10 protein-coding genes and 1 pseudogene are annotated in these 12,182 nt (G+C 72.5%); 7 read left to right on the forward strand and 4 right to left on the reverse strand.

What is annotated here, in order from left to right; genetic code table 11:
• Positions 1-65 precede the first annotated feature (65 nt).
• The gene (locus ACFWZH_RS25575) at positions 66-1,379 is read left to right on the forward strand and encodes an ROK family protein (RefSeq protein ID WP_384435601.1); all 1,314 of its coding nucleotides are present in this window, start codon (positions 66-68) and stop codon (positions 1,377-1,379) included.
• Positions 1,380-1,545: 166 nt separating this feature from the next.
• Here the strand turns inward: ACFWZH_RS25575 and ACFWZH_RS25580 are convergent.
• The 3 genes and pseudogenes from ACFWZH_RS25580 to ACFWZH_RS25590 all read right to left on the reverse strand — a co-directional run.
• A pseudogene (locus ACFWZH_RS25580) lies at positions 1,546-2,454 on the reverse strand (MFS transporter); the annotation flags it as partial.
• Positions 2,455-2,705: 251 nt separating this feature from the next.
• Positions 2,706-4,412: an amidohydrolase gene (locus ACFWZH_RS25585; RefSeq protein WP_384435604.1), complete on the reverse strand. Its 1,707-nt coding sequence runs from the start codon at positions 4,410-4,412 to the stop codon at positions 2,706-2,708.
• A gap of 136 nt (positions 4,413-4,548) precedes the next feature.
• Positions 4,549-6,078, reverse strand: a complete 1,530-nt coding sequence (locus ACFWZH_RS25590) for an APC family permease (protein ID WP_384435607.1) — start codon at positions 6,076-6,078, stop codon at positions 4,549-4,551.
• A gap of 199 nt (positions 6,079-6,277) precedes the next feature.
• On the opposite strand from ACFWZH_RS25590, the gene ACFWZH_RS25595 reads away from it, so the two are divergent.
• The 4 genes from ACFWZH_RS25595 to ACFWZH_RS25610 all read left to right on the forward strand — a co-directional run bounded on the left by ACFWZH_RS25595 (position 6,278) and on the right by ACFWZH_RS25610 (position 8,891).
• Positions 6,278-6,982, forward strand: a complete 705-nt coding sequence (locus ACFWZH_RS25595; RefSeq protein WP_384435610.1) for a helix-turn-helix domain-containing protein — start codon at positions 6,278-6,280, stop codon at positions 6,980-6,982.
• Positions 6,983-7,370: 388 nt separating this feature from the next.
• Positions 7,371-7,607 carry a DUF6400 family protein gene (locus ACFWZH_RS25600; protein WP_384435613.1) on the forward strand — a complete coding sequence of 79 codons (237 nt, stop codon included), beginning with the start codon at positions 7,371-7,373 and terminating at the stop codon, positions 7,605-7,607.
• 2 nt (positions 7,608-7,609) lie between these two features.
• Complete coding sequence (locus ACFWZH_RS25605) at positions 7,610-7,840, forward strand: hypothetical protein (protein WP_384435616.1); 231 nt, start codon at positions 7,610-7,612, stop codon at positions 7,838-7,840.
• Positions 7,841-8,003: 163 nt separating this feature from the next.
• On the forward strand, positions 8,004-8,891 hold the full coding sequence (locus ACFWZH_RS25610; protein ID WP_384435619.1) for a hypothetical protein: 888 nt from the start codon (positions 8,004-8,006) through the stop codon (positions 8,889-8,891).
• Positions 8,892-8,920: 29 nt separating this feature from the next.
• Here the strand turns inward: ACFWZH_RS25610 and ACFWZH_RS25615 are convergent, their stop codons facing one another.
• Positions 8,921-9,772 carry a hypothetical protein gene (locus ACFWZH_RS25615; RefSeq protein WP_384435622.1) on the reverse strand — a complete coding sequence of 284 codons (852 nt, stop codon included), beginning with the start codon at positions 9,770-9,772 and terminating at the stop codon, positions 8,921-8,923.
• A gap of 373 nt (positions 9,773-10,145) precedes the next feature.
• Here ACFWZH_RS25615 and ACFWZH_RS25620 point away from each other — a divergent pair, with 373 nt between their 5' ends.
• Positions 10,146-10,994 carry a hypothetical protein gene (locus tag ACFWZH_RS25620; protein ID WP_384435626.1) on the forward strand — a complete coding sequence of 283 codons (849 nt, stop codon included), beginning with the start codon at positions 10,146-10,148 and terminating at the stop codon, positions 10,992-10,994.
• 3 nt (positions 10,995-10,997) lie between these two features.
• On the forward strand, positions 10,998-11,936 hold the full coding sequence (locus ACFWZH_RS25625; protein ID WP_384435630.1) for an SDR family oxidoreductase: 939 nt from the start codon (positions 10,998-11,000) through the stop codon (positions 11,934-11,936).
• Positions 11,937-12,182 lie beyond the last annotated feature (246 nt).

The following is a 12,182-nucleotide window of genomic DNA, read 5'->3' on the forward strand; positions in this document are numbered from 1 at the left end:
AAGCCCGAGAGAAGGGCGCGTCAAGGGACCGCACCCCGGTAGATTGCGGGCGGGAGGGGGACCAGATGACCGAGCACACCCAACGGACCGTGCGTGACCTGCGCCGGGCCAACCGCTCCGCGGTTCTGCAACGGTTGTATTTCGACGGCCCCTTGAGCCGGCAGGAACTCGGTCCCGCAACGGGCCTCAGTTCAGGCTCCGTCAGCAATGTGGTCGCCGAACTCGTCGACGACGGACTGCTGGAGGAGGCCGGTGTGGTCGGCTCGGACGGCGGCCGGCCGCGCACCCTGCTGCGCATCGCCCCGGCGGCCGGCCGGCTCATCGGCGTGGACGTCGGCGAGACCCGGGTCGGGATCGAGCTCTTCGACCTCTCGATGGCCGAACTCGCCCGTGCCGAACTCCCGTTGAGCGATCACCGCTACGACGTGGAAGCGATCACCCGGCACATCGCGGACGGGATCGCCACCGTGCTGGGGGAGAGCGGTACCGACCCGGCCCGCCTGCTCGGCGTCGGTGTGGGCGTCCCCGGCATCGTCGACCGGGCCGGTCCCGGTGGCGCGGTCGTCCACGGCCAGACCATCGGGTGGGACACCGTCCCACTGGAGGACCTGCTGCGCGACGCCGTCGAACTCCCCGCCGACGTACCGCTCTTCATCAACAACGGCGCCAAGGCGCTCGGCCAGGCGGAGATGTGGTTCGGCGGCGGACGCGGCACCCAGGACGCGGTCATCGTGCTCCTCGGCTCCGGCGTCGGCGCCTGCATCGTCACCGGCGGCGCCGTCCACGGCGGTGCCCGCGACAGCGCCGGTGAATGGGGGCATCTGACGGTCCAGGTCCGCGGCCGGCGCTGCCGCTGCGGAGCCCGCGGCTGCCTGGAGGCGTACACCGGGTCCGGGGCGCTGCTGCGACGCTGGCGGGAGGCGGGCGGCCGGCCGCCCTCGGACGCCGACGAGGAGACGGCGATCGCCGCCCTGGCCGACGCCGCCTTCCCCCCGTACGGCAGCGCCCCCGACCCGATCGCCCGCGATGTCCTGGACGAGACCGCCGAATACCTCGGGGCCGGGATCTCCGACCTGATCAACCTCTTCAGCCCGGAACGGGTGCTCATCGGCGGCTGGGTCGGCCTCCGGCTCGGCCGGCACCTCCTGCCCGCCGTCCGCACCCACGCCACCGCCTACGCCCTCGCCCACCCCGCCGGCCGCGTCACCATCGGCCTGGGCCTGCTCGGCCCGGACGCCGTCACGGTCGGCGCGGCGACGCTGCCGCTGGCGGACTTCCTCCAGCGCGGTGGTCGGCGGCCGGCGCGGGAGCCGGAGCGGGCGGCGACACCTGGGTGGCGGACGGTGCTGGATGCCCGGACCCGGCGCACACCGGGGTGAACCGCCGCCCCCGGACCAGTGCCAGCGCCACCGCACAGGCGGCCAGGCCCGCCGCACAGCTCACCCCGAACGCGGCCCGGAACCCGTACGCCTGGGCCAGCGGACCGGCCGCGAGGGCCGCCACCCCCTGCCCGACGATCAGCCCGGACCCCAGCAGCGTCATCGCCTCGCCCATCCGCGCGGCCGGTGCGACCCGCTCGGCGAGCCCGAACACCGCGATCAGATGCGGTGCCACCGCCGCGCCGATCCCGGCGATCGCCAGCGTCGTGCCGGCGAACCCGGACACCGCCGGCAGCGGCAGCACCAGCAGCGTCTGCGCCACGATCGCGAGCCGGAGCCGGACCGTCAGATCCCGCTTCCCCGGTCGCGCCGTCGTCACCAACCCCGCCAGCGCGCTGGTCACCGCCATCGCGCCCCAGACGAAGCCGGCCATGCCCGCCTCGCCCAGGTGCTCGGACAGCGCGCTGACACCGGCGTTGGCGCCGCCCCAGATGATCCCCTGCGCCAGCGCCATCACACACAGCACGATCAGGGCGGGCGACGCCAGCGGCGCCCCGGCCGCCGCCACCGGTCCGGACCGCACCGGCCCCGGAGCCGTCGGATGCAGCGCGAACAGCACCCCGCACACGGCGCTGAGCAGGGCCGCGAGCGGCAGCGCCGCCGAGGGGTGGCACACCACCACGACCGTGGCCGCCAGCGCCGGCCCCGCCATAAAGCTGATCTCGTCGATCGTGGTGTCCAACGACAGCGCACGCGCGGTCAACTCCTTCCCCTCGGGGCGGGACGCGGTCAGCGCGATCCACCGCGTCCGGGACAGCGGCCCCACCTGCGGCATCGTCAACCCGGCCCACCCCGCCAGCAACGCCTGCGCCGCCACCGGAAGCCCGCCCAGCACCGACCCCACCAGCGCCACGACCGCCGCCGCGTTCGCCGGAGCGGCCACCAGGATCACCGGCCGGTGCCCGCGCCGGTCGGCCAGCCGCCCGATCGGCGGACCGCCCACCGCCTGGCCCAGCCACAGCATCCCCGCGACCACCCCGGCCCGCCCGACACCGTCCCGCTCCGTCAGCAGCATCAGCGTGCCGATCGGGCAGAGCGCCGCGGGCAGCCGGGCCAGGAACGAGAGCACCGGCAGCCAGGCCCCCGCGACGGAGAACACCGCACGAAAACCGCTCACCGCAGACACCGCATCCCCCCGAACGAGCAACTCGCCCCAGTAGACCCGCGGCCCGGCCCCCGGGCCATCCGCACGTCATCCGAAACGACGCCGCGGAAAGCCCGCCCCATGTGGAGGAACGCCCAAGAACGCCCGCGCCGCGCCCGGCCTCAGGCGTCGTCGGCCGCGTACACCCGCCGCCCCCCGACGAACGTCTGCAGGACACGGGTCCCGGCGATCTCCTCGTCGGCGCCGTCGAAGGGATCGCGGTCCAGGACGACCAGATCGGCCAGCATTCCGGGCCGGATGGTGCCGGTGTCGTCGAGGTGGTTGGCGTAGGCACTGCCGGCCGTGTACGCGGCGAGCGCCGAGCCCAGATCGATGCGTTGCTCGGGCAGGAAGACCGGTGCCGAGGACGGGGCGTCCGGCGTACGGCGATTGACCGCGACATGCAGCGCGGCGAGCGGGTCGGGGGAGCTGACCGGCCAGTCGCTGCCCGCCGCGAGGGTGGCGCCCGAGCGCAGCAGATCGCCGAACGGGTACTGCCGGGCCGCCCGTTGGGCACCCAGGAAGGGAATCGTCAACTCGTCCATCTGCGGTTCGTGGGCCGCCCACAGCGCCTGGATGTTCGCCGTCGCCCCCAGCCGGCGGAAGCGCGGGACGTCATCGGGGTGCACGACCTGGAGATGGGCCAGGTGCGGCCGGGTGTCGCGGGGGCCGTTCGTCCGCCGGGCCGCCTCCACCGCGTCCAGCGCCTCGCGTACGGCCCGGTCGCCCAGCGCATGGAAGTGCACCTGGAAGTCCTCCGCGTCCAGCAGGGTGACGTAGGTCCGCAGCTCCTCGGGGTCGATGAAGGAGATGCCGCTGTTGTCGGAGGCGCAGCCGCAGGCGGTGAGGTAGGGGGTGAGCATCGCGGCCGTGTGGTTCTCGGCGATCCCGTCCTGCATGATCTTCACGCTGGTCGCGCGCAGCCGCCCACCGGTCAACTCGGCCCGCCTTGCGATGAGTTCGGGGATCTGCTCGACGCCCCGGGCCCGGTCCCACCACAACGCCCCTGTCACCCGCGCGGTCAGTTTCCCGTCCTGCCGGGCGGCCAGGTAGGCGGGGACGGCGTCGACCGTGCCGGGCCCGTCGCCCAGCATCGCGTCCTGCCAGGCGGTCACGCCGTAGGAGTGGAGCAGTCGCTGCGCCCTGAGCAGGCCGGCGGTCTGCTCGTCGAGGCCCGGCTCCGGAATCAGGTCGGCCACCAGCCGCATGGCGCCCTCCTGCAGCATGCCGGAGGGCCGGCCGTCGGCGGCCCGCTCGATCCGACCGTCGGCCGGGTCCGGCGTACGGGCCGTGAGCCCGGCCAGCTCCAGCGCACGGGAGTTGGCCCAGCCGCCGTGGTGATCGCGGTTGACGAGGAACACCGGGCGGTCGGGCACCAGGGCGTCCAGGAACTCCCGGGTCGGCATCCCGCCGGGGAACGCCTCCAGCGACCAGCCGCCGCCGGTGATCCACGGCACGTGCGGATGTGTGGCGGCATAGCGGCCGATCAGCTCGCGGTAGGCGTCCGCCGTCTCCGCCGCGCTCAGATCGCACAGGGCCAGCTCCATGCCGCCGCCGACCGGATGGACATGCGCGTCCTGGAAGCCGGGGACGAGCAGCCGGCCGCGCAGATCGACCACCTCGGTACCCGGCCCGATCAGGTCGCGTACCTCCGGCTCGTGTCCGACGGCGACGATACGGTCCCCGCGCACCGCCACCGCGCCTGCCCGGCTGCGTGCGGCGTCGACGGTGTGCACGGGGCCGGAGAGGAAGACGAGGTCGGCCGGGGAGCCGGGGGCGGCGGTGGCGTCCGAGGTCGGCTCGGGCTCGACGGTGGTGCTGAGGTCCATCTGGTGGTTGCTCCAGTCGCGTGGGGTGTGTGGTGTGGTGGTGCGGGTGCGGCAGGGGGCGACCGGCCGCGGTTCGGGAGGCCGGGGATGTGGCGCGGGACGTGGTGGGCCGCGGTCCGGCACCCGGCGCGGTCGGTCAGCTCCGTGAGGGGCGGGGCATCGGGGCCGCTTCGCCGTCCATCGGCAAGGTGATCGCGTCGGCGTCGGTGCCCCGACCGGTCGTGAAGTACGGCGCGCGGCGTACCCACTTGGCCCATGCCGCGGTCGCCAGGCCCACCAGGACGAAGAGCGAGGGGAGCAGCAGCATGAACCAGCCGTTGTCCGGGCTCGGCTCGAAGTGGTCGCTCAGCGTCGCGTAGTACCGGACGAGGTAGCCACCGAGCCCGAACAGCGCCAGCGCGCTCGCCGCGGGGACGACCACGTCCCGCAGCGCGCGGACCGGTCCCTGGCGCAGGCTGCCGCGGAAGCGCACCGCGCAGGCCAGGGCGGTCAGCCCGTAGTAGAGGGCCACGGTCAGGCCGATCGAGTTGACCGCCGTGAGGATCATGTCGTTGAGCTGGGGGATCCCGACGGCGAGTACGGCGAGCAGCGCGGCGACGGCCATGATCAGGAGGGTGCCCACGGCGGGGGAGCCATAGCGCGGGTGCACCCGCTGCCATACGGGGCCCAGCGTCCGGTCACGGGCCATCGCCAGCGCGCCGCGGGCGGTGGGGATGACGCTCGACTGGAGGGAGGCGAAGGCCGAGCACATCAGCGCGGCCAGCGGCAGGGAGGCCCAGGGCTCGGGCGCCAGTCTTCCGCCGAGGAAGGTGAGCGCCTGCGGGCCGTTGCGGATGAGTTCGTCGGTGTTCATCACCCGTTGGAAGGCGAGCGCACCGACCAGGAACAGCCCCAGCATCGCCACCAGCGCGATCAGTCCGCCGCGCGCCGCGTCGGAGGCGTTGCGGGTCTCCTCGTTGACGCTGAACGCCGCGTCCCAGCCCCAGTAGATGAACACCGCGATGACCATGCCCTGGGCCAGCGCCTGAGGTGAGGCGATGTCGAAGGGGTTCAGCCAGGACAGCGAGAACGGCTGGTCGCCGATGACCAGGGCGTAGCCGCAGAAGACCAGCAGGGCCGCGTACTCGAAGACCAGCAGCCACAGTTGCAGCCGGGTCGCGGCCCGTACGCCCGTGATCGCGGTGAAGGTGACGGCGACCAGCGCGATCAGGCCGACGGCCGTGCTGATGCCGGTGGAGGAGGGGTCCAGGCGCAGCCCCAACAGGCTGTACAGGCCCAGCTTGTTGAGGAACTGGAGCACGACGGATCCGGTGACGGCGCCCGTGTAGGCCATGAAGATCACATTGCCGACCAGCACCACCCAGCCGGTCAGAAAGCCGGGCCAGGGGCCGATGGACCGGCCCACCCAGGTGTAGCCGCTGCCGCAGTTGGGCTCGGTGCGGTTGAGCCGGGCGTACGACAGCGCGATGCCGAGGATGGGCAGGAAGGCCAGCAACAGCAGGGCGGGGGTCTGCCGGCCGGCGTACGCGGCCAGCGACCCCATCCCGATGCCGATGCTGGTGGTCGCTGCGGTGCTCGACGCGGCGATCGCCACCCCGTCCTTCACCCCCAGTGAGCGGCGCATTCTCGCCGGGCCGGGGTCCTGCTGCTGCACTGCGGAGGGCATGGCACTGACTCCTTGGACGGGGGCCGGACCGGTCCCGACGGGCCGGGTGTCCGCCGATGAAACAGTCCGCGCATTCTTGTGTCAACGGTGTTGACGTAACCTGATGATTAACTGGCCCGACCGGGCCGTGACGCGGCCCGGGCACGGCGCGGGGCGTACCGGGCAGAGCCGGGCGCCAAGGCGAGGCGAGGGGTGCGGTGTGGCGGCGAGCGAGCGCGTCCCGGCCGAGCGCAAACGGCGCCGGCCGACCGGTTCGGGTGTGGTCCTGTCGGCCGACCTCATCGTCGACACCGCGCGCGAGCTGATCGACACGCAAGGGGCGCAGGCCTTCACCGTGCGCAAGCTGGGCGCGGCCCTCGGCGCCGATCCGTCCGCCGTCTACCGCTACTTCCGCAACACCGAGGACCTGCTGCTGGCGCTCGCCGACCGGCTGATCGGGGAGTCCATGGCGGGCTTCGCACCCAGCGGCGACTGGGCGGCCGACCTGCGCGACTTCGGTATGCGCGCCTACCGTTCCGCGCTGCGCCACCCGCAGATCGCGGTGTTCAGCACCGTTCGCGTCACGGGCCGCCCCCACGAGCAGCGCGCCGTCGACACCGGCGTCGGGCTGCTGCTCCGGGCCGGTTTCGACGACGCCACCGCCGTCCGCCACTACCACGCCTTCGTCGACACCGCCCTCGGCCATGCGGCCCTGGACGCCGGCGTGCTGCGGCTGGCACCCGCCCAGCGCGCGGCGGACGAGCAGGCGTGGCAGGACGCGTACGGCAGCCTGCCGGCGGACGACTTCCCCAGCCTGCACCGCGTACGCGAGCACCTCCCCGTCATGGCGGGCTCGGCCGTCGAGTCCGCGCTCGATCTGCTCATCGCGGCGTTCCGCGGCGAGGCGGCGCGGCGGCCGGAGTGAGACGAGGACCCGGCTGCGGTGGTGGTGAGGCGAGGGCACGGCCGCGGTGGGCGAGGTGAGACGCGGGTCCGGCCGCGGTGCGGTGCGGGGAGGGGCGGCCGAGGATGAATTACGTCACCTCGGAAAATGCCTCGCATATCGGGCGGCGAGGGGATACTCCCGCCGCGAGGGGAGCCCAGGTGCCCCATGGCCACCCCGAAACACCCCACAACATTCACTTTCGCCCGACATAAAACCCCTCACTCTGCGTCATGCCCCATCGCACCACGTCACCACCTCCTCCCGTCCGCCGGTCCCGGGAGCCGCGCTGCCCGCCTGACGCTTCCTCAGCGCCGTCCCACTTGATAGACACGTCGGAATCATCCGCACGTGGTATGGGACGCGCACCATGAACGACCGCAACACCTCGGACCACCACATATTCGAGCTCGACCTCGCCGATCACGAGGCCCGCCGGCGGACCGAGGTCCTCGCGGCGCTGGGCGACAGCTGGGACCCCATCGCGGTCATGGAGGGCGAGGCGGAGGCGAACCGCCTGCTCTACTCGGGCCTGGACGCCGACCAGCAGGCCACCTACGACATGCTGGTCGCCGCGGGCGTGCTGCCGTCCTCCGGACAGGGCTGAGCATGCTGCCCCTCGACCCCACCGCCGACATCGGCCGCCGGGCCTGGGTGCCGTGTCCCCGCTGCCAGGACCACGAGGGCTGCGGAACCTGCCTCGACGGCCGCACCTGCCACGAACACTGGCGCTACCTGCTGTCGAACAAGGGCAGCGTGCTGCATCTGCAGTGCCCCACCTGCACCCACCTGTGGGCCTGGGAGTCGGGCTTCGGCGCCGGCGCCCGCACCGACGGCTGAGGCCCGGACGGGCCACCGGTCCTGATCCGCCGGACGTCGAGGCAGGCGATTGCCACGGAGCCTCGATCCGGTTCGGTCGGTGGGTGGGGCGGTACGGGTGGTTCGCGTCGTCGGGTGCCCGGGGGTGCTGCGCCGGACGTGCGGCGGCGGTAGCGTGATCTTCATGGAGCTGCATGCGCGATCGCTTTGGCTGGTGACCGAACCGCTGCACGCGGTCTGCTACTTCGACGAGGAGTGCCGCGGCCTGGGCAAGGCGCTCGGCCTCAAGGGCTTCTGGATGGGGTACTTCGCCTCCCGCACCGCTCCGTTGGGAGCCGTGGAACCCGCGGCCGCCACGGCCGTACTCGGGGTCTTCGCCCCGCAGATGGTGGCCCGCGCCCTGCCCGCCGCCTGGAGCATCGCCGGCCCGACGCACGTCCTCGACGAGCGCGGCAGCCGGGCTGCCCGCGCCCTGCGCAGGATCGGCCCCGAGCTGGAGCGCGGCGCCGCCGAACTGCTGCCGCCGCTCCAGAAGATCGTCGACGACGCCCCCGCCCTCGCACGGCCGCTCTTCGCCGCCAACCGGGCACTGTGCGACCAGGCCGACCCCGTCGAGCGACTGTGGCAACTGGTCACCACCTTGCGCGAGTTCAGGGGCGATGCGCACCTCGCCGTACTCGCCGACGAGAGCCTCGACGGCTGCGAAGCCCTCGTCCTGGCCGCCGCGTCCGGTCGCGTACCCGAGGACACCATCCGCCAGGACCGGGGCTGGAGCGAGGAGGAGTGGGCGGCCGCGGCGGACCGGCTGCGCTCCCGCGGCCTCGTCGACACACGGGGCGGCGCCACCGAACACGGCCTGCGGGAACGCGAGCGCATCGAGCAGGGCACCGACCGGCTGGCCGCCCGGCTGCTGAACTCCCTGCCGGAAACGGAGATCCAGGCCCTCCTGCACGCGCTGGAACCCGTCGTCCGACGCATCCTCGCCGCGGATGTGCTCCCGTTCCCCAACCCCATCGGGCTCCCGCACCTCGACGACCCCCTGCCCCCGCCCACCGTCGGCGACGCTCCCTGAGGCCTGTCCGGTGCCGGGGCCGGAAAAGGCTAGGCGCGCTGCCTGCCCGCCTCCTTCAACTTCTGCTCCAGATCCATGGTTTCGGAGGCGGGCGGGGCCTGGACCCGGACCGGCTTGTTGATGTCGAAGAACCGTATGGTCACATCGAGCGGGCCCTGTGTTGCCCGCGCACGCTCCCGGAACTTCACCATCCGGTCATCGGGGCCGACCCACATGTCGAGCTTCAGCTCACTCACCCCGAGCTGCCTGTACTGCTCGACCACCTTCTTGCGGCGCTCGGCGGCGAGCGCGCTCTTGGCGGGCCGCTTCGTCAGCAGATCCGCCACATCGACCGTGCCGGAGTAGTGCGTGGTCCGTACCCCGTCGACGGTCTCCTCGCCGACCTTCTTGACCTCGTCGGACTGGGGGAGCAACGACGCCTGCGCCGTCGGGTCCTGGTCGGCCTGCCGCTGCATTCCCCCGAAGCCGCCTGCCCTGCCGCCGGCGTTCTTGTGCTTCATGGGGAACTTGATCCAGCGCTTGCCGTCCATCGCGGCCGCCGCGTCCTTGCCGCCGCCCAGATACAGCGAGCCGCCGACGAGCCGCACCGAGAACTCGCCCTCCTCCTGGCCCCCGGACGCCTTCATCCGCATGTCCATGGCCCGCGGGCGGAGGCTGAACGACACCTTGCCCTCGACGACTCCCTGGCCGGGGACCTTGCCCGAGAGGCGATAGGACACCGAATTGAGCTTGGCGCCCTTGTTGACCGCCTTCTGCACCGCGGCGACCGGCGTCGCGTTGATGCTCTGTGACCCGCCGGACCGGGCCGCGGACTTGCCGCCGGACGCCGTACACGCGGCCGTACCGCCGCACACCATCACGCCGGCGAGCAGCGCCCCCACCGTCCGGACCGACGTACGGGAACGCCCGGCACCGCGATGCGAGACGCCGGACGGAGAGTCCGCGACACCGGAACGCGGTCTGGCGGAAGAAGAGTTACGCGAAAGATCGGACACGGTCCCCCCACGGACACCTGAAACTGTGAAGATATGACTGATCAAGACGGTAACCCACCGCACTGACAATCCACGCCGAATATTCGCGCCACCCCGCTGGCCTGCGGATTCACCATGCGCCCGCCTTGGTGGCACCCCTCGTCCGGACACACGGAGTGATTTTCATCTGGTGGTTCGATGGGTGCTTTGGTGTGCTTTGCTATGCAAGATCGGGACACCTCCGCGCAAGAGGCGTTGAATGGGTATGGATCCTAGAGACTTGTGGGACCGCAATGCCGTTCTGGCGGAAGCGTTTTGTTTGGGTGACGAGCGCGTGCGGGAGGCGCAGGCCAGGCTCGACGAGGCCCAGGCAGACCGGTCGAGGGTTTTGGCGGCGTTCGCGGTGACGGTGGGCAGTACCGGCGCGGTGGCCGGACTGTTCGGTTTGAACGAGCGGGAAGTGCGGATCGCCCGGCGCACGGTGGGCAAGGACGATGCCCGTGCCGTCGCCGAGAAGCTGCTGGCCACCGCCTCACCGACCGCCACACCGCCCAGTGAGCCGGACGACGCGCCCCCCGCGCCCGATGCCTCGGCCGAACCGCCCCTTCAGAACCCGTCCACCGGAACCCGATCCACCGGTTCGTCCCGCGACGCCACCGGCAGCGGCATGACGGGCACATCAGACCAGAACTGGTCCCCGGCGATGGACGCGGTCCTCATCGGCAGTTGGCAGACCGGTGTGGACCTGCGGGAACTCGCCTCCGAATTCGGGATCGACCTCACGCGCCTGGTTACCCGTGCCCAGCAACTGTCCGCCCAGGGGCGGTTCTATCCAGGCCCGGCGGAATCCCATGCGGGACGCCACCGGCGCGGCCCCGGAGATGTTCATGAAGCCGAGTACACCATTCCCGCACAGCAGACGGCCGCCTGGAACGCCGCGCCCTCGGCACACCAGATGGCGTCCGCCTGGCACACCGGCACGATGCCCTCGACCGAGTGCGTCCCCGACGTGACCGCCCTTGCCTCCGAATGGGACAACGCCCTCGCCCCCTGGGGCTCCATCACACCCCCGCACGAGGAGGCCGCACCCGCGCACCAGCCCTGGACCCAATACCACCTCAGTTCTTGACCCATGACGAACGACGAAGCTCCGGCGGGCACGCTGGACGGGAGAGTGGCGCTGGTGGCCGGCGCCACCCGGGGAGCCGGACGCGCCATCGCGGTGGAACTCGCCCGCGCGGGCGCCTTCGTCTACGCCACCGGGCGCAGCAGCCGGACCGCGGGACGGTCGGAGATCGACCGGCCCGAGACCATCGAGGAGACCGGTGACCTGATCGTCGCGGCCGGCGGTTCCGGTACGGCCCTGAGGGTGGACCACCTCGACAGCGACCAGGTCGCCGACCTCGTCCGGCGCGTCGACCGCGACCACGGCCGTCTCGACCTCCTCGTCAACGACATCTTCGGCGGCGACAGATACGCCCAGTTCGGCACCACTCTCTGGGAGCACGACCTCGCCGGCGGGCTGCGCATACTGCGCATGGGAATCGACACCCACGCGATCACCAGCCACCACGCGCTGCCGCTGCTGATTCGCCGCCCCGGTGGGCTGGTCGTCGAAATGACCGACGGGACCGCGGAGTACAACGCCGCCTACCGCCACCACGAGGGCTTCTACTACGACCTGGTCAAGGCCGCCGTGCAGCGCATGACCCTCGCCCAGAGCTATGAACTCGCCCCGCACCGGGCCACCGCCGTCGCGGTGACCCCCGGCTGGCTCCGCTCGGAGCACATGCTGGAGGCCTTCGGCGTCACCGAGGACAACTGGCGCGACGCGACCGCCGACGTGCCGCACTTCTGCATCTCCGAGTCCCCGGCCTACGTGGCGCGGGCGGTGACCGCACTCGCCGCCGACCCGGACGTCGCCCGCTGGAGCGGCAAGGTCGTCTCCAGCGGCCAACTCGCCCCCCTCTACGGCTTCACCGACACCGACGGCACCCGGCCGGACTGCTGGCGCTACCTCGCCGAGGTCCAGTCCCGCGGTCTCCCCGCCGACGACACCGGCTACCGCTGACCGGAACCCCGCCAAGGGCGCTGAGGCCGGTCCCACGGAAGCGGCCGCCACGGCTCACCCCGAGGTGCGGTAGTGGTACGTGCACACCTCGCTGAAGCCCGTCCGCCCGTACAACCGCAGCGCCGGGGCGTTGTCGCACTCCACCTGCAGATACATGCGGTCGGCCGCTTGTGCGCCGGCCCAGTCGGGGCAGCACCGTGCCCACCCACCACGAACACCGGGGCGCGTGGCGCAGCCGCCATCCTG

Origin of the sequence: Streptomyces sp. NPDC059008, from assembly GCF_042749045.1 — a bacterium.
Lineage (GTDB): Bacteria > Actinomycetota > Actinomycetes > Streptomycetales > Streptomycetaceae > Streptomyces.

Excerpts from the sequence above, each read along its gene's own strand:
- ACFWZH_RS25625 (WP_384435630.1), top strand. The coding sequence starts at position 10,998 with ATGACGAACGACGAAGCTCCGGCGGGCACGCTGGACGGGAGAGTGGCG.
- ACFWZH_RS25585 (WP_384435604.1), bottom strand. The coding sequence starts at position 4,412 with ATGGACCTCAGCACCACCGTCGAGCCCGAGCCGACCTCGGACGCCACC.
- ACFWZH_RS25610 (WP_384435619.1), top strand. The coding sequence starts at position 8,004 with ATGGAGCTGCATGCGCGATCGCTTTGGCTGGTGACCGAACCGCTGCAC.
- ACFWZH_RS25605 (WP_384435616.1), top strand. The coding sequence starts at position 7,610 with ATGCTGCCCCTCGACCCCACCGCCGACATCGGCCGCCGGGCCTGGGTG.
- ACFWZH_RS25590 (WP_384435607.1), bottom strand. The coding sequence starts at position 6,078 with ATGCCCTCCGCAGTGCAGCAGCAGGACCCCGGCCCGGCGAGAATGCGC.
- ACFWZH_RS25600 (WP_384435613.1), top strand. The coding sequence starts at position 7,371 with ATGAACGACCGCAACACCTCGGACCACCACATATTCGAGCTCGACCTC.
- ACFWZH_RS25575 (WP_384435601.1), top strand. The coding sequence starts at position 66 with ATGACCGAGCACACCCAACGGACCGTGCGTGACCTGCGCCGGGCCAAC.